Source organism: Bordetella sp. FB-8 (assembly GCF_000382185.1).
Lineage (GTDB): Bacteria > Pseudomonadota > Gammaproteobacteria > Burkholderiales > Burkholderiaceae_B > Bordetella.
The window spans coordinates 2,055,317-2,070,920 of the sequence record NZ_KB907784.1 but is presented as its reverse complement, the minus strand read 5'-3'; the positions used below and the strand labels follow the sequence as shown (position 1 = coordinate 2,070,920).

Annotated in this window: 17 protein-coding genes; 10 read left to right on the top strand and 7 right to left on the bottom strand. The window is 65.2% G+C overall.

What is annotated here, in order from left to right; genetic code table 11:
- Positions 1-25 precede the first annotated feature (25 nt).
- The 4 genes from manD (at position 26) to H143_RS0109915 (ending at position 4,526) form a co-directional block, all read left to right on the top strand.
- Positions 26-1,234, top strand: coding sequence for a D-mannonate dehydratase ManD (manD, locus tag H143_RS0109930; RefSeq protein WP_019938092.1), 1,209 nt, complete (start codon positions 26-28; stop codon positions 1,232-1,234).
- A 30-nt stretch (positions 1,235-1,264) separates the two neighbouring features.
- Positions 1,265-2,296: a Zn-dependent oxidoreductase gene (locus tag H143_RS0109925; RefSeq protein ID WP_019938091.1), complete on the top strand. Its 1,032-nt coding sequence runs from the start codon at positions 1,265-1,267 to the stop codon at positions 2,294-2,296.
- Positions 2,297-2,467: 171 nt separating this feature from the next.
- Positions 2,468-3,652, top strand: a complete 1,185-nt coding sequence (gene lptG, locus H143_RS0109920; protein ID WP_019938090.1) for an LPS export ABC transporter permease LptG — start codon at positions 2,468-2,470, stop codon at positions 3,650-3,652.
- A 43-nt stretch (positions 3,653-3,695) separates the two neighbouring features.
- Positions 3,696-4,526, top strand: coding sequence for a symmetrical bis(5'-nucleosyl)-tetraphosphatase (locus H143_RS0109915; RefSeq protein ID WP_019938089.1), 831 nt, complete (start codon positions 3,696-3,698; stop codon positions 4,524-4,526).
- 47 nt (positions 4,527-4,573) lie between these two features.
- Here the strand turns inward: H143_RS0109915 and H143_RS0109910 are convergent, their stop codons facing one another.
- The 5 genes from H143_RS0109910 to H143_RS0109890 form a co-directional block, all read right to left on the bottom strand.
- A complete protein-coding gene (locus H143_RS0109910) occupies positions 4,574-5,611 on the bottom strand; it encodes an IS630 family transposase (RefSeq protein WP_019937388.1) in 1,038 nt (345 codons plus the stop codon).
- A gap of 49 nt (positions 5,612-5,660) precedes the next feature.
- The gene (locus tag H143_RS0109905) at positions 5,661-6,416 is read right to left on the bottom strand and encodes a 1-acyl-sn-glycerol-3-phosphate acyltransferase (RefSeq protein WP_019938088.1); all 756 of its coding nucleotides are present in this window, start codon (positions 6,414-6,416) and stop codon (positions 5,661-5,663) included.
- A 62-nt stretch (positions 6,417-6,478) separates the two neighbouring features.
- Complete coding sequence (gene ruvX, locus H143_RS0109900) at positions 6,479-6,874, bottom strand: Holliday junction resolvase RuvX (RefSeq protein WP_019938087.1); 396 nt, start codon at positions 6,872-6,874, stop codon at positions 6,479-6,481.
- Between the two features lie 8 nt (positions 6,875-6,882).
- Complete coding sequence (locus H143_RS0109895; RefSeq protein WP_019938086.1) at positions 6,883-7,494, bottom strand: YqgE/AlgH family protein; 612 nt, start codon at positions 7,492-7,494, stop codon at positions 6,883-6,885.
- A gap of 54 nt (positions 7,495-7,548) precedes the next feature.
- Positions 7,549-7,713, bottom strand: coding sequence for a rubredoxin (locus H143_RS0109890; protein WP_026349898.1), 165 nt, complete (start codon positions 7,711-7,713; stop codon positions 7,549-7,551).
- Between the two features lie 119 nt (positions 7,714-7,832).
- Here H143_RS0109890 and H143_RS0109885 point away from each other — a divergent pair, with 119 nt between their 5' ends.
- The 6 genes from H143_RS0109885 to H143_RS20385 all read left to right on the top strand — a co-directional run bounded on the left by H143_RS0109885 (position 7,833) and on the right by H143_RS20385 (position 14,710).
- Positions 7,833-8,648, top strand: a complete 816-nt coding sequence (locus tag H143_RS0109885; protein ID WP_019938084.1) for a bifunctional hydroxymethylpyrimidine kinase/phosphomethylpyrimidine kinase — start codon at positions 7,833-7,835, stop codon at positions 8,646-8,648.
- A 28-nt stretch (positions 8,649-8,676) separates the two neighbouring features.
- On the top strand, positions 8,677-9,369 hold the full coding sequence (gene thiE, locus H143_RS0109880; protein ID WP_019938083.1) for a thiamine phosphate synthase: 693 nt from the start codon (positions 8,677-8,679) through the stop codon (positions 9,367-9,369).
- Positions 9,370-9,371: 2 nt separating this feature from the next.
- Positions 9,372-10,655 (top strand): glutamate-1-semialdehyde 2,1-aminomutase, encoded by a 1,284-nt coding sequence (hemL, locus tag H143_RS0109875; RefSeq protein WP_019938082.1) that lies wholly within the window; start codon positions 9,372-9,374, stop codon positions 10,653-10,655.
- 7 nt (positions 10,656-10,662) lie between these two features.
- A complete protein-coding gene (locus tag H143_RS20395; RefSeq protein WP_019938081.1) occupies positions 10,663-11,265 on the top strand; it encodes an alpha/beta hydrolase in 603 nt (200 codons plus the stop codon).
- Between the two features lie 277 nt (positions 11,266-11,542).
- Positions 11,543-13,054, top strand: coding sequence for a DUF342 domain-containing protein (locus H143_RS20390; RefSeq protein ID WP_019938080.1), 1,512 nt, complete (start codon positions 11,543-11,545; stop codon positions 13,052-13,054).
- Positions 13,055-13,234: 180 nt separating this feature from the next.
- Entirely contained in the window at positions 13,235-14,710 is a 1,476-nt protein-coding gene (locus tag H143_RS20385) for a DUF342 domain-containing protein (protein ID WP_019938079.1), read from the top strand.
- Between the two features lie 4 nt (positions 14,711-14,714).
- On the opposite strand, the gene H143_RS0109855 is transcribed toward H143_RS20385, so the two are convergent.
- Both H143_RS0109855 and H143_RS0109850 read right to left on the bottom strand, forming a co-directional pair.
- The gene (locus tag H143_RS0109855) at positions 14,715-15,125 is read right to left on the bottom strand and encodes a RidA family protein (protein ID WP_019938078.1); all 411 of its coding nucleotides are present in this window, start codon (positions 15,123-15,125) and stop codon (positions 14,715-14,717) included.
- 28 nt (positions 15,126-15,153) lie between these two features.
- Complete coding sequence (locus tag H143_RS0109850; RefSeq protein ID WP_019938077.1) at positions 15,154-15,603, bottom strand: thioesterase family protein; 450 nt, start codon at positions 15,601-15,603, stop codon at positions 15,154-15,156.
- Position 15,604: the final 1 nt, after the last annotated feature.

Sequence of the window (15,604 nt, the reverse complement as noted above, 5' to 3'; positions counted from 1 at the left end):
TCTCCCTGTCCCACTCTCATCTGCCATGAAGATCGAACGCATCGACATCATCGTGACCTGCCCCGGCCGCAATTTCGTCACCGTCAAGGTGGTCACCAGCGACGGCGTGCACGGGCTCGGCGATGCCACGCTCAATGGCCGCGAACTGGCGGTCCACGCATACCTGCAGGAGCATGTGGTCCCCTGCCTGATCGGACGCGATCCGCGCAACATCGAGGACATCTGGCAATACCTGTACCGCGGCGCCTACTGGCGGCGCGGTCCGGTGACGATGACCGCCATCGCCGCCATCGACATGGCGCTGTGGGACATCAAGGGCAAGCTGGCCGATATGCCCGTCTACCAGCTCCTGGGCGGCAAGAGCCGCGACGGGTTGATGGTGTACGGCCACGCCAACGGCCGCGATCACGCCGAGGCGGTCGATGCGGTGCTCAAGCACCAGGAAGAAGGCTACAAGGCCATACGCGTGCAGTCGGGCGTACCCGGCCTGGAGAAGACCTACGGCGTCGGCAAGACCCAGGGCTACTACGAACCGGCCGAGAAAGGCCTGCCGCCCGAAGAACCGTGGGACACCGCGCTATACCTGCGCCACACGCCCGAGTTGTTCCGCAAGGTGCGCGAGGCCGTCGGACCCGATGCGCACCTGCTGCACGATGCCCATCACCGCCTCACGCCCATCGAAGCCGCGCAACTGGGAAAGTCCCTGGAACCCTATCGCCTGTTCTGGATCGAGGACGCCACGCCGGCCGAGAACCAGGAATCCTTCCGGCTGATCCGTCAGCACACCACCACGCCGCTGGCCGTGGGCGAGGTGTTCAACGCGATCTGGGACTGCAATCAACTGATCCGCGAACAGTTGGTCGACTACATCCGCGCCACCATCGTCCACGCCGGCGGCATCACCCATGTGCGCCGCATCGCCGACTACGCGGCGATGTACCAGGTACGCACCGGCTTTCACGGTGCGACCGACCTGTCGCCGGTGTGCATGGCGGCGGCCGTCAACTTCGGGCTGTGGGTGCCCAATTTCGGCATCCAGGAGCTGATGCCGCACAGCCCGCTCACCGACGCGGTGTTCCCGCACAACTACCGCTTCGAGCAAGGCTACCTGGTCATGGACGAAGTGCCGGGCCTGGGCGTCGAGATCGACGAAACCCTGGCCGCCCAATACCCCTACGAACGCGCCTACCTGCCCGTGGCGCGCCTGCGCGACGGCTCGATGTGGAACTGGTAAGCGCTAGAACCTACCTAAGGAACCTTGAACATGCTCAGCGTCGTCGTCGACCAACCTCAACACATGGCCCTGCAGGAACGGCCGATGCCCGAGCCGCGGGACGGCGAAGTGCGCATCCGCGTGCGCTATGCCGGCATCTGCGGCTCGGACCTGCACATCTTCCACGGATACAACCCGTTCGTATCGTATCCACGGGTCATCGGGCATGAGTTCGTCGGCCGCATCGTATCCGTCGGCCCCGGGGTCGACGCGGCGCGCATCGGCCAGACCGTGGTGGTGGATCCGGTGATCAGCTGCGGCCGCTGCCACGCCTGCCTGATCGGCCGACGCAATGTGTGCAGCCACCTGCAGGTCATCGGCGTGCACCGTGACGGCGGTTTCAGCCAGTATGCCTGCGTGCCGCAGGACAATGCTTACGTCGTGCCCAAAGGCCTGTCCGACTCGAGCGCCTCGGTGATCGAGCCTTTCGCGGTGGCGGCCAACGTCACCGGCCGCACCGGCGTTTTTCCCAGCGATGTGGCATTGATCTACGGCGCCGGCCCAGTGGGGCTGAACCTGATGCAAGTGCTCAAGCGGGTGTACGGCATCCGCGCCTTCATCACCGATCATTTCGACGAGCGCCTGGCCCTGGCGCTGCAGATGGGCGCTGCCGAGGACGAAATCATCAACACCGCGCGCGAACCGCTGGAACAAGCCCTGGCCAAACGCGGCGTGCAGGGCGGCCCAACGCTGATCTACGACGCCGTATGCCACCCCTCCATCCTGGAGGAGGCGGTACGCCTGTCCGCGCCGGCCGGCCGTATCGGCATACTGGGTTTTTCCAATACGCCGTCGGCCATTGCACAGCAAGAACTGACCAAGAAGGAGCTCACGCTGTATGCATCGCGCCTGAACTGCGCAATGTTCCCCCAGGTGATCGAATGGGTCGAAAAAGGGCTGGTCGATCCGGGCCGCATCATCAGCCACAAAGTGGACTTTCGCGATGTGCAGGGCGCATTCGATCTGGCTGAGCGCAATCCTCGTCTGAGCTGCAAGGTGCTGCTGGATTTCGGCGCTTCGTAAGCCTCGCTCCCCGGCCAAGCCGTGGCCAGCGGCATCCTCGGATACCCGGTCGCCTGAAACGCGGTTTTCACCGCGGGGGACAGCTTGGGCCCGAGGATTTGTTAACCTTGCACATTGCGCCGCAGTTTGCGTGCCGATTTCCGTCTTTGCGTCTTACAAGCCCCGACCTCCATGCGCACCGCCCGCCGCTACCTGGCCCTAGAGATCTATCGCTCCTGCGCGGTCGTGCTGCTGGCCCTGCTCGGGCTGTTCACCTTCTTTGCCCTGGTGGACGACCTGGACGGCGTGGGCAAGAGGTTCACCATCCTGGCCATGTTCTATATGCAGGCCCTGGAAACCCCCGCGCGGCTCTACGACCTGCTGCCCATCGGCCTGCTGATCGGCGCCATCCTGGCCCTGGCAAGCCTGGCCCAGCGCAATGAGCTGGTGATCCTGCGCGTCTCGGGGGTAAGCGGCATGCGCCTTCTGGCCACGCTCTGGCTGATCACCGTGCCGCTGATGGCGGGCGCGCTGCTGCTGTCCGAATACATCACGCCCAAGGCCGAGACCCGCTACAGCGAGGTCAGCCTGGCGCTGCGCGGTCAGTCCAGCGACGGCCGGCTGCAAAGCGGCTACTGGTTCAAGGAGCCATCGCCCGACAAGAAGGGCACGCGCATCATCAACATCAAGGACCTGATGGGCAGCGGCGCGGTAAGCGGCGTGACGGTCTACGAGCTCGCGCCCGACCTGGAGCTGCGCATGGTGGCCCAGGCCGCCTCGGGCACGCTGACCGGCAACGGCGAGCTGACCTTGAGCCAGGTCACCGAAACGCGCATTGACCCCGACGCCTCGCAGGCGCTGGCCGATGCCCGCGCACCGGGGCGTGCGCCCGCCACCGTGGCGACCGAACCGCAGCTGGTGCTGCATACCACGCTCAACCCCGAGCGGCTGCTGGCCCGCGTGCTGACGCCCGAGCGCATGTCCATCGCGTCGCTGGTCGACTACATTAACTACCTGCACCATAATCAGCTGCAGGCCGACCGACAGATCGTCGCCCTGTGGCGCAAGGCGGTCTACCCGTTCACGCTGCTGGTCATGATCACCATCGCCGCGCCCATCAGCTTCATGCAGACGCGGCGCGGCGGCGTGGGCGCCAAGGTGTTCATCGGCATTTTGCTGGGCGTGGGGTTTTTCATGCTCAATCAGTTGGCGCTCAATATCGGCATGCTCAGCCACTGGCCGGCCTGGCTGACGGCGCTCGGACCCAATATCGGCGCCATGGCGATGGCGCTGGCTGCGCTGTCCATCATGGAATACCGGATGATCCTGAGCAACCTGACGACATGCCGTTGGCCCTGGAAGAAGTCGCCAGCATGAAGAACCCTCGCGTTCTCGATGTCCGTAGACGGGTAGCAACGGCATGAGCAGCATCTGGATGATCGGCGATGTGCAGGGCTGTTGCCAGCCCCTGGAGCAGTTGCTCGCGCACCCCGAAATCACCGCCGACCCGGATTCGCTCTTCTGGTTCGCGGGCGATCTGGTCAACCGCGGGCCGCAGTCGCTGGCCACGCTGCGCCGGCTCATCTCGCTGGAATCGCGCAGCGTGGCCGTGCTGGGCAACCACGATCTGCACCTGTTGGCCGCGGCAGCCGGCGTGCGCAAGCCCTCCAAGTCGGACACGCTGGACGAAATCCTCAACGCACCCGATGCCCAGGAACTGATCGACTGGCTGCGCTGCCGGCCCCTGGCCCACTTCGAGCACGGCCACCTGATGGTGCACGCTGGCGTGCTGGCCAAATGGGACGTAGCCAAGACGCTGTCGGTGGCCAAGGAGGTGCAAGCCGTGCTGCGCGGGCCGAACTGGCAGAAAGCCCTACAGAAGATGTACGGCAACCTGCCTGCGCAGTGGACGGACGATCATCGGGGCGGCAAACGCCTGCGGGTGATCATCAACGCGCTCACGCGCATCCGGCTGTGCTCGCCGCAGGGGCATATGGATTTCAGCGCCAAGGTGGCGCCCGATGCCTGGCCGCCCGGATTGATCCCCTGGTTCGACGTACCCGAGCGGGCCACGCGCGGGGTGACCATCGTGTTCGGACATTGGTCCACGCTGGGCTTGTACCAGCGCGAGGACGTGATCTGCCTGGACTCAGGCTGCGTATGGGGCGGCGCTCTGACCGCCATGCGCATGCAAGACCGCAAGCTGGTTCAGATACGCTGCGCGCAATCGCAGGCGCCGGGCCAGGAATAGGCGTCCCTGGAGCTTGTCAACCCTATTGATTCGGCCCTTAAACAGTATCAAGCAGCGTACTTGACGCGAGGATCGCGAAAGTAGGCTTTGACGCGTTCCGGCTCGCTGCCGATCACGGCCATATGTGCTTCGGTGGCGGCGCGAAGTTTGGCCTTGGTGCGTGCCGGTACCTTGCGACGGATAACGTGTTTGAGATCGGCGTTGAGACGTTCCTCCGGATTGAGTTCGGGGCTGTAGCTGGGTAGATAGAACACCTCCATCTGATCGACATGCTCGGCCAGCCACTGCTTGACCGGCTTGCAGTGATGCACGCCCAGGTTGTCCAGGATCAGAAACACCTTGCGCTCGGTGTCCGCGACCAGGGCCTCGAAAAACTCGATTAGCTTCTCGTGATTGAAATTGCCGTCGATGATCATCCAGCGCGCCTTGCCCTGGTTGGTCACGCTGGCCAGCATGGACAGCTTCTGGCGCGTGCCACCCACTGCCATCGCTACCGGCGTCTTGCCTTTGGGGGCGTAACTGCGGCCACGCACATCGGTGTTCACCAGCGCTGTCTCATCACCCCAGTGAATCTCCGCACCCTCTGATTTGGCGCGTTCGGCGATGCCAGGATAGGTTTCATCCAGCCACGTGCGCACGGCTTCGGGCGACTGTTCATAGGCGCGCTTGATGGGCTTCTGCGGCGTGAAGCCCCAGCGCGCCAGATACTTTCCAACCGAGCGCAGGTGCAAGGTGATCTGGTAGTCGCGCTCGATCAGCTCCTTCACGGCGGCACGGCTCCACAAGGCGAACTCCATCTTCAGCTGCTCCGGACGGTTGTCGCAGATCGTCTGACGGATCGTGGCTTCTTGCTCGACGGTCAGTGCGCGTTTGTCGCCAGCGCTGCGGCCACGTTGACCTGGCGCCAGCGCCGCCATGCCCCCAGCGTTATAGCGGTCGATGATCTTGCACGTGGCTGAATAACTCAGTCCCACATCGCGCGCGATCTGCCGCTTGGTGAGCTTGCGCTTGTACGCCCGAATGACCTGGCGGCGGCGCTCGTGTTGTTCGGCCGGGCTGAGCCGGCGGGCGTCTTCGGTTTCCATGCGCTATCTGACCACAGCGCCAGCAATTAGTTCAGACTATTTATGGGCCTTATCTATAGGCCAGTTGTTCGGCTATGGCTTGGCGCGCCGCGTGCGACAGATGCAGCCGCGTGGGCGTCTCGCCGGCTGAGTCCGGCGCCGTGCGCAGGATGGGCAGGAACACGACATCGACCGACAGCCCTGTCGCGCCAAGCACGCGCCACAGATTCGCCACCAAGGTTTCCTCGCCCACGAAGGCAGCGTAGCTGCTGCGCTCGCCATGGCGATAAAAGCGCAGGGCCACAGGCTGGATATCGACGCCGGCCTGGCGCGCGGGCTCGAACAGACTGGCGAAAAAAGGCCGCAGGCCGAAGCCCTGCGTGGTGGTGCCTTCGGGAAAAAGGCCGACGGCCTCGCCGTTGTCGAAACACTTCTGAATCGCGCTGCCCATATCGTGCACGGCGTGGCGCTGGCCGCGGTCGATGAAGAGCGTACCGGCGCCGGCGGCAAGCCAGCCGATGGCGGGCCAGGCCCGGATCTCGGACTTGGCTACGAAGGCCGTGGCGCGCACCGCGTTGACCACGAAGATGTCGATCCACGATACATGGTTGGACACCCACAGGACGGGACCGGACATGCGGGCCTGGCCGATCACGGAAATCCGGATGCCGCACAGGCGCATCAGGCGGCGCGACCACCAGCGATTGATGGCGGCACGGGTCGGCACGGGAGAGATCCAGGGATAGACCACGGCAATGATCACCAGGCCCGAGAGTATCCAAGGTACGACCAGGCAGAGCCGTGCGATGAAACGCAGCAGGTTCAAGTAGCTTTCTCCGAGGCCGCGGACAGGCAGCCGCGCTGCATCATACCCGGCCCCGAGTCACGTTACGGTAATGCGTCGAGGTAGCGCTGCAGGATGACCATCGCGGCCATGGCGTCGTCGGGCGCATTGCTTTGCAGCAGGTCCTGCGCCTGAAGGCTCGACCCGCGTTCGTCGACCAGCATTACGGGCAGGCCGAAGCGGCCGTCGAGCTGGTTGGCAAAGCGCCGGCAGCGCGCCGTGGCGAGCTGCTCGCCGCCATCGCAAGCCAGCGCCAGTCCGACCACCAGACGCTGCGGCTGCCATTGACCAATGAGATTGGCGATGCGCCCGAAGCGGGCTTGGCGCACTTCGGAGAAAATGATTTCGAGCGGACGAGCCTGGCGCGTAAGTGTGTTGCCAAGGGCCACGCCTATTTTCTTTTCGCCGAAGTCAAAGCCAAGCAATGTTTCCTCGATCATGGCTTTACTCAAGCATGACCCGCGCCCCCGGACAGCATGATCGGGTCCACACCCAGCAGTTTGAGCGCTTCGGGATAGCGCTGCTCGGGCGGCACGTCGAAGATGATCCGCGAGTCGGCGCCAACACTGAGCCACGCGTTCTGGCTTATTTCATATTCGAGCTGGCCGGCACCCCAGCCGGCATATCCCAGCGCCACCAGCATGCGCCGCGGCCCATCGCCTTCGGCCACGGCCTGCAAGACGTCGCGCGAGGTGGTGAGCGTGAGCTCGCCTAGCTTGACGCTGGAGTTGTATTCCCCCGCCGGCGCATGCAGCACGAAGCCGCGGTCAGTCTGCACGGGGCCGCCGAAATACACGGTATCGTCGCGCGCCGGAGCGCTCTCGACCTTGATCTCGATGCGATCGAGCAGGGCGGACAGCAAAAGATCGGTGGGCCGGTTGATCATCAGGCCCAGTGCGCCGCGCGTCGTATGCTCGCAGATATAGACCACCGACCCGGCGAAGTTGCCGTCGACCAGGGCAGGCATGGCCAGCAGGAACTGGTTGGAAAAATCCGTGGCCGGCGGCCCGGCCGCCGGACGATGGTCGTCCGGCTCGGTATCGTGCGTGTCTTCGGTCATGATGTCTTTGCCTTTATGCCGCCGTGGCCAGGACAGGCCTGCGCCAGGGCACCATCAGATTTCCATCAGTTCGAAATCTTCTTTGCGCGCACCGCATTCGGGACAGACCCAATTGGGAGGCACGTCGTCCCACTTGGTGCCGGGAGGAATGCCTTCTTCGGGCAAACCGGCCTCCTCGTCATAGACCCAACCGCAAATCAAACACATCCAGGTACGCATGGTTCTCACTATTTCCAGCCCCCGGTATCGCCTTGGCAGCGGGGAGCATCCATTAGAATGAAGGCCGATCTTACCTAAACCCGAGCCAGCACGCTGCGGCATAACGCGGCTGATTACCCGTGAATTCCTCCGCATCCCCTCCCCTGGCGCTCATTTTCGGACCTTTCGATCCGACCGGCGCCGACGGCCTGCCCGCAGACGCCGTCACGTGTGCCAACCTGGGCTGCCACGGCCTGGCCGCCGTGACCGCGCTGACCGTGCAGGACACCGCCGGCCTGGAAGAGGTCCATCCCGTCTCGGCCGAGTTGCTCGACGACCAGGCGCGCTGCCTGCTGGAAGACATGCCCGTACAGGCGATCAAAATCGGCGGCCTGTACAGCACCGAAACCGCCAGCGTGGCCGCGCAGATCGCGGCGGACTACAGCCAGGTGCCCCTGGTGCTGCACCTGGGACTGCGCGGCCCGGCCGGCGACGATGTGTCGGAGCAGGACGACGCCGACGACCTGCTGGCAGCCACGCTGGAGTTGCTGCTGCCGCAGGCGCAGCTGGTCGTGGTCGAGCATCTGCGCCTGGCCCAGTGGCAGGCCGACGGCAGCATCGATATCGGCGGCTCCCCCAGCCCCGCGCACGCGCTGCTGGCGGGCGGTGCGCAATGGGCCCTTGTGCTGGGCGCGCCGATGCGCCCCGGCCACCGGGAAAACCTCCTGCTCGGCCCCGACGGCCGGACCCAGGCCTGGCCCTGGCAGGCGCTCCCTGAGCGCAACAGCGATACGGGAGGCCTGGTGGCCGCCGCCGCGACGGCCTTGCTGGCCCGGGGCCTGGACATCCCGCGCGCCGCCGAGCTGGCGCTGCAGCATGCTGCCCAAGCCATAGCCGCGGCCTTCCTGCCCGGCATGGGCAAGCGCATTGCGAACCGCGTCGGTACTCGCGGCTGAGTCCGGCACCCGACGCAAAGGCCCCTTGATGACTGCTTTGCGATTCCCCCGCGGCCTGTACGGCGTCACGCCCGAATGGGACGACACCGACAGGCTGCTCGATGCCGTGCGCCGGGCTGCGGCCGGCGGCATGAGCGCGCTGCAGCTGCGCCGCAAGACCGCTCCCGAGCAAGCGCGCGCGGCGCAGGCCCGGGCCCTGGCGCCGCTGTGCCGCGAGCTGGGCGTGGTCTTTCTCATCAATGATCACTGGCGCCTGGCGCTGGACATCGGCGCCGACGGCGTGCACCTGGGCCGCGACGACGCCGATCCGGCGCAGGTCCGCAAGGAGGGGGGGCCCGACCTGCTCATCGGCGTATCCTGCTACAACGAGCCGGAGCGCGCACAGCGGCTGCTCGCCGCCGAACCCGACTACATCGCCTTCGGCGCCATGTTCGCCTCGCCCACCAAGCCACAGGCCGTGCGGGCGCCGCTTTCGCTTCTGACGCAGGCCCACGAACTGGTCGAAGGCTGCACCCTGCCGCGTCCGGCGGTGGCGGCCATCGGCGGCATCACGCCGAACCATGCCGCGATCCTCGCCAAGTCGGGCGCCGATTGCGTCGCCGTCATCAGCGCCCTGTTCGAAGCCCCGGACATTACCGCGGCCGCGCAGGCCTGCGCGGCGCCCTTTCTGACCCCGCCCACGCGTTCCTGGCGGACACCCTTCAATTCTTCGGACCAATAAGCATGTCCACCAACGCCGAACTCTTCGATCGCGCCTGCCGCAGCATTCCCGGCGGCGTCAATTCGCCCGTGCGCGCCTTCCGCTCGGTAGGAGGCACGCCGCGCTTCATCAAGCGCGCACAGGGGCCCTACGTATGGGATGCCGAAGGCACGCGCTACATCGACTACATCGGTTCGTGGGGCCCGGCCATCCTGGGCCACGCCCACCCCGAAGTGGTGCGCGCCGTGCAGGAAGCCGCCGTCGGCGGCCTGTCCTTCGGCGCGCCGACCGAGGCCGAGGTCGAGCTGGCCGAGCTCCTGATCCAGCGCATGCCCTCGATGGAACAAGTGCGGCTGGTCAGCTCGGGCACCGAGGCCACCATGTCGGCCATCCGGCTGGCGCGCGGCGCCACCGGCCGCGCCAAGATCGTCAAATTCGAAGGCTGCTATCACGGCCATTCCGACAGCCTGCTGGTCAAGGCCGGCTCGGGCCTGCTCACCTTCGGCAATCCCAGCTCGGCCGGCGTGCCGCCCGAGTTCGTCGCGCACACGCTCACGCTGGAATACAACAACCTGCAGGCCGTACAGGCCGCGTTCGACCAGCACGGAGCACACATCGCCTGCATCATCGTCGAACCCGTGGCCGGCAATATGAACCTGGTCATGCCGCGCCCGGGCTTTCTGCAAGGCCTGCGCGACCTCTGCTCGCGCCACGGCGCCGTACTGATCTTCGACGAAGTGATGACGGGTTTCCGCGTCGGGCCGCAAGGCATGCAGGGACTGACAGGCGTACGCCCCGATCTCACCACGCTGGCCAAGATCATCGGCGGGGGCATGCCGGTGGGCGCCTTCGGCGGGCGCGCCGACCTGATGGCGCACATCGCGCCGCTGGGCGGGGTCTATCAGGCCGGCACGCTGTCGGGCAACCCGGTGGCCGTGGCCGCCGGCCTGGCCACGCTGCGCCTGATAGGCCAGCCTGGTTTTTACGATGCCCTGGGCGAGCGCACGGCGCGCTTGGCCGAAGGCCTGCAGGCGCGCGCCCGCGCTGCCGGCGTGGCCTTCTCGGCTCAGTCCATCGGTGGCATGTTCGGCCTGTATTTCAGCGCCCAAGTACCCGATACCTTCGACGCGGTGTCGGCCTGCGACGCCGCGCTGTTCAAACGCTTCTTCCACGCGATGCTCGATCGCGGCGTGCATTTCGCGCCGTCGGCTTTCGAAGCCGGCTTCGTGTCAGCGACGCACGACCAGGCCGTCTTGCAGGCGACGTTCGACGCGGCGGAGCAGGCGTTCGCTGAACTGGCCCGCTGAGTCTTCGATGCGCGCACTCGCCCTCCTGTGCCTGTGCGCCATTTTGGGTGGCTGCATGCTGGCCGATCCCGCGCCCAATGTGGCGTACCTGGCCCGGCCTTGCCAGTTCACACCGATGGAACTGAACCCGCAATGCGCCGTTCCCTACTGGACGGGCAAGCGCTACGCGCCTGAGGTCATCGCCTCGATGAACGACGCGATCGATCGGCTGGTCGCGCGCGTGCCGGGCCAGCCCGTGAATCTGATCGGGTACTCCGGCGGCGGCGCGGTGGCGGTGTTGATCGCCGCGCGGCGCCATGACGTTGCCACGCTGCGCACCGTGGCGGGCAATCTGGACAGCGAATATGTGAACCGCATCCACGATGTCTCGCCAATGCCGGCATCGCTCGACCCCATAGACGATGCGCGGCGCATCGGCGCGATTGCGCAAATTCACTTCAGCGGTGCGCGCGACAAGGTCGTGCCCACCCGGGTCGCTCAACGATTCGTGGAGCGCGCCGGGTCCGCGTGCGCGCGGGTTTACCTCGTGCCAGGCATGACGCACGGTGGCGACTGGGCGCGCGCGTGGCCCAGGCTGCTTGCAGTCAAGCCCGGCTGCCGATCCAAGTAGCCCCATTTTATATCCGGTTACCGCACGGCGGCCTTACCTGTCGCGACAGGAAAAAAGTCATCTCGCCGCCCAAAAGCCTTCATGCGTGGCTAAAAAACCGATACGGCCCGAGCCGCACTCGCGGTCTTACTTTTCTTGACGCTTGAGTCCGCAAGAAATTGCAAAGCCCGCTCGGAACGATGTTTTAATCGGACGGCCGTGACATGCAGCGCGGCATCAAAATAGAAACTGGCGCCGTCGCATCGTCTCGCGCCAGCCGCCCGACCCAGGAGGATTCATGCCCGCAGATCTGCCTAGGGATCCGTCCGACAGCCTGCCTATCGATAGCCTCGAAGGCCTGCCCGCAGATACGCCGTCGGACGTCCCGCTCGATGGCCGCTTCTATCTGTATATCGACAACGACCACATGGCCGTATCGGTTTCCATCGAACCGCCTCTGAACGGCGGCGCAGCGGTTTCCGAAGAGCAGATACGCGCAGAGATGACCGCCCGAGGCCTGGTGGCCGGCATTCTGGACGATGCGCTACGCCAGACCGCGGAGCTGGGTATCGGCTCTTATGTATGCATAGCCAGGGGCTTGGAGCCCACGCCCGGCCATCCCGCCGCCTTCACCAATTTGATCGAATCCCCGCTCGATCAAATTGGTGAAGCCGTGGAGGACGAAGACGAGGACACCCACGTGCGCATCGACTATCGCGACCTGGGCAACCTGATATTGGTCACGCCCGGCATCCCGCTCATGCGTCGCACACCGGCCGTGCCCAGCATTCCCGGCTTCGATATAACCGGCAAGGTCATCGAGCTGCCGCCAATACAGGACCAGCCCTTCGCCGACCACCTCGCGGGCGTCATGCTCTGCCCGGACGACGCGAACTTGCTGATCGCCGCTATCTCGGGCGCCCCCAAGGTCATGGAGCACGGAGTATCGGTGTTCGCCCTGGTCGAGGTCGATGCGGTCAACCTCGATACCGGCAACATCGATTTCGACGGCTCGCTGAAGGTCAGGGGCGATATCGTCGCGGGCATGAGGGTCCACGTAACGGGCGATATCGCCGTCGCCGGCACTATCGAGGCCGCCGACGTTCATGCGGGCGGCGACATCACGGTCAACGGCGGCATCGTGGGCATGGCCGACACTGTCGCCAACGACGGCCAGGCGCAGTCCCGCGCGGCCCACCTGGTCTGCGACGGCTCGGTCAAGGCGCGCTTCATTTCCCACGCCCATATCGATGCGCGCAAAATTGTGGCGGCCGAACGGGAAATTCGCCAGAGCTTCATTGACGCCGGCGACTGCGTGGTGGTCGGCCCGCCAGGTTCGCAAAAAGGCGCTATCGTCGGTGGACGCATCCGCGCCACGATATCGGTGCACTCGGGCGTACTGGGCTCGATGTCGGCCGTGCGCACCGAAGTTCAGGTAGGCCTGAATCCGCGCACCGACGCCCGGGCCCAGGTCCTGCAACGCAAGCGCAAAGAACTGAACGAGCAGCAGGCCAAGCTGGAAAAGCTGGTTCTGTTCCTGCAGGCCAATCCGCAGAAGGACGTCAACAATGTCGGGGCGCGTGCGCGCGAGACCCTCAGGCAGACGCTGGCCGAGATGAGCGCGCTCACCGCGCAGGAAGCGGAACTGATCCGGGCTCTGGTGCCCCGTGCCGAAGCCTATGTCGCCGTGAAAAAGCGCATCTACAGCGGCGTCAATGCGCGCATAGGCCATAAGGCCCGCGAATTCCGGGAAGACTATCCGGGCGGCAAGCTGCGGCAGGGGGCCAACGGAGAGATCGCAGTCAATTGATGTCCGGAATCTCGCGCGCAACCCTGCGCCGCTTTCACGGCCTTTTTCTTTGTTGACATTTGACCTGGCTCGGAGAGGAAAAATCCGCCTTATCAGCCCCTATGCCGATGCTTTGATTTGGCGGCACAATACTCAAAAGAGCCGGCATCGCCGATGCGCCGACGACCCCAAGGAGACCGCATGTCCGCCGTCCCGCCCGTAGATTCCTCCACGGACGACCTGATCGATGGCAGTTTCGAACTGCATATCGAGGATGACCGCATGAGCGCCACTCTTTTCGTCGAACCGCCGCGCGGCGGCCAGGCCGTCACCGAAGCGCAGGTGCGGGCCGCGCTGGCCGGCCGCGGCGTGGTGGCCGGCATCCTGGACGATGCCCTGCGCCAGGCGGTCGAACGCCACGACGGCCTAAGTACCCGCATTGCGGCAGGACGGAAGCCCGTTGCCGGCAAGTCCGCCTTCTTCACCAGCCTGATCGAATCCCCCCGGCAGCATCACGACGAGGACGACGAGAACGACGAGAACGACGGACAGGACGATGGCACCTATGCCCGCATCGACTATCGCAATATGGGTAGCCTGATCCTGGTCAAGCCGGGTGCACCGCTCATGCGCCGCACGCCAGCCGTACCGGGCACGCCCGGTTTCGACATCACCGGCAAGGTGCTCGACCCTGCAAAAATCGAAGACCCGCCCTTTGCCCTGCCTCTGCCCGGCGCCAAACCGTCCGCGGAAGATCCCGACCTGCTGGTCGCCGAGATTGCCGGCGCTCCCAAGGTCATGCCGCGCGGCGTGTCGGTCGCATCTCTGGTCGAGATCGAGGCGGTCGACCTGAACAGCGGCAATATCGACTTCGACGGCACATTACGGGTCAAAGGCGACATCCTCGCCGGCATGATGGTGCGCGTCACGGGCGACGTCTTCGTCTCGGGCACCATCGAAGCCGCCGAGGTTCATGCCGGGGGCAATATCACGGTCAATGGCGGGATCATCGGCATGACCGAGACCGTCTCCACCGACGGCCAGGAGCAATCCCGCGCGGCCCGCCTGGTAAGCGGCGGCATGGTCAAGGCGCGCTTCATCCTGCACGCCGAGATCGAGGCGGCCCAGATGGTGGCGGCCGAACGCGAAATACGCCAGTGCTTCGTCGATTCCGGAGACAGCGTGGTGGTCGGCCCCCCGGGCGGACAGAACGGCATCATCGTTGGCGGACGCGTCCGCGCCATGACGTCCGTGCAATCAGGCGTCATCGGTTCGACAGGGGCCGTGCAAACCGACATCGAGGTGGGCCTGGACCCGCGCGCGCATGCTCACCTTACCGCATTGCAGCAAAAACGCCAGGGCCTCGCCGAGCAGCAGGCAAAACTGGAAAAGGTGGTGATGTTCCTGCACGCCAACCCGCAGAAGGACGTCGACGGCATCGGTGACCGGGCGCGCAAGACCTACAAGCAGACTTTCACCGACCTGGAGGCCTTGAAGGCCGAAGAGGCCGAACTGATCGCGGCCCTGCAGCCCAAGCCCGATGCCTATGTGGCTGCCAGGAAGACGATCCACAGCGGGGTGCGCATCCGCGTGGGCCACAAGCAGCGTGAATTCCGCGAAGACTACCCCGGCGGCAAAGTCGGGATAGGCCAGGACGGCGAAATCGCCATGAGCTGAGGCGTCAGCCGCCCTGCGGGATCACTGCCGTGACTTCGATCTCGACCTTGGCGCGATCCTCGACCAGATCGGCCACCTCGATCGCCGTCATGGCCGGGAAATTGCGCCCCATCACCTCGCGGTAGTGTTTGCCGACGGCCGGATACGAAGCCACGTATTCCTGCTTGTCCTTGACATACCAGGTCATGCGCACCATATGCTGCGGCCCGCCACCCGCCTCCCTCAGCACGGCAGCGATGTTCTCCAGCGTCTGGCGCACCTGCCCGGCGAAATCGTCGGTCTCGAATTGCTGCTGGCCGTTCCAGCCTATCTGGCCGCCGACCAAGACCAGCCTGGACCCGACGGTCATCTCGACCATGATGCCGTTGGAGTAGCCCTTGGGAGGCAGCCAATCCGGGGGTTGCAGAATATTCATTACTTCGTCCTGTTGAAGGAAATTGAAATCAGGCCGCCGGCGCGGCAGGCACGAGATAGGCAGCCATGCGTTCGCGCAATTCGCGCGGCATGGGCGCGGGGCGAACGCTCTGAACGTCGACGAAGACCAACGTGGCATTGGCGGCCAGGCGCTGACTCGCATCGTCCCTGCCCATGAAGCGCACATCGAAATTGATCGAAGACCCGCCGATGCGTCGCAGCGTCAGCTCCTGGCGCAGCACGTCGTTCCAGCGGCTGGGCGCGGTGAAGTCGCACTGGATCGAGGCCGTGGGAATACCCAGATGCATGTCGGTCAACAGCCTATGAAAGGAGTGTTCCAGCGCCTTGTCGAACCACGCCTCGACAAAGTCGTTGATCATTTCGAAATAACGCGGATAGAACACGATGCCGGCTGGATCGCAGTGCCGGAAGCGTACCTGCGTTTCGCTGAGGTAAGGCTTGCCTGCCTCTTGCTGCATG

Bases quoted from the DNA above. Each gene is read 5' to 3' on its own strand.
- manD (WP_019938092.1), top strand. From the start codon at position 26: ATGAAGATCGAACGCATCGACATCATCGTGACCTGCCCCGGCCGCAAT.
- H143_RS0109925 (WP_019938091.1), top strand. From the start codon at position 1,265: ATGCTCAGCGTCGTCGTCGACCAACCTCAACACATGGCCCTGCAGGAA.
- lptG (WP_019938090.1), top strand. From the start codon at position 2,468: ATGCGCACCGCCCGCCGCTACCTGGCCCTAGAGATCTATCGCTCCTGC.
- H143_RS0109915 (WP_019938089.1), top strand. From the start codon at position 3,696: ATGAGCAGCATCTGGATGATCGGCGATGTGCAGGGCTGTTGCCAGCCC.
- H143_RS0109910 (WP_019937388.1), bottom strand. From the start codon at position 5,611: ATGGAAACCGAAGACGCCCGCCGGCTCAGCCCGGCCGAACAACACGAG.
- ruvX (WP_019938087.1), bottom strand. From the start codon at position 6,874: ATGATCGAGGAAACATTGCTTGGCTTTGACTTCGGCGAAAAGAAAATA.
- H143_RS0109895 (WP_019938086.1), bottom strand. From the start codon at position 7,494: ATGACCGAAGACACGCACGATACCGAGCCGGACGACCATCGTCCGGCG.
- H143_RS0109890 (WP_026349898.1), bottom strand. From the start codon at position 7,713: ATGCGTACCTGGATGTGTTTGATTTGCGGTTGGGTCTATGACGAGGAG.
- thiE (WP_019938083.1), top strand. From the start codon at position 8,677: ATGACTGCTTTGCGATTCCCCCGCGGCCTGTACGGCGTCACGCCCGAA.
- hemL (WP_019938082.1), top strand. From the start codon at position 9,372: ATGTCCACCAACGCCGAACTCTTCGATCGCGCCTGCCGCAGCATTCCC.
- H143_RS20395 (WP_019938081.1), top strand. From the start codon at position 10,663: ATGCGCGCACTCGCCCTCCTGTGCCTGTGCGCCATTTTGGGTGGCTGC.
- H143_RS20390 (WP_019938080.1), top strand. From the start codon at position 11,543: ATGCCCGCAGATCTGCCTAGGGATCCGTCCGACAGCCTGCCTATCGAT.
- H143_RS20385 (WP_019938079.1), top strand. From the start codon at position 13,235: ATGTCCGCCGTCCCGCCCGTAGATTCCTCCACGGACGACCTGATCGAT.
- H143_RS0109855 (WP_019938078.1), bottom strand. From the start codon at position 15,125: ATGAATATTCTGCAACCCCCGGATTGGCTGCCTCCCAAGGGCTACTCC.
- H143_RS0109850 (WP_019938077.1), bottom strand. From the start codon at position 15,603: ATGCAGCAAGAGGCAGGCAAGCCTTACCTCAGCGAAACGCAGGTACGC.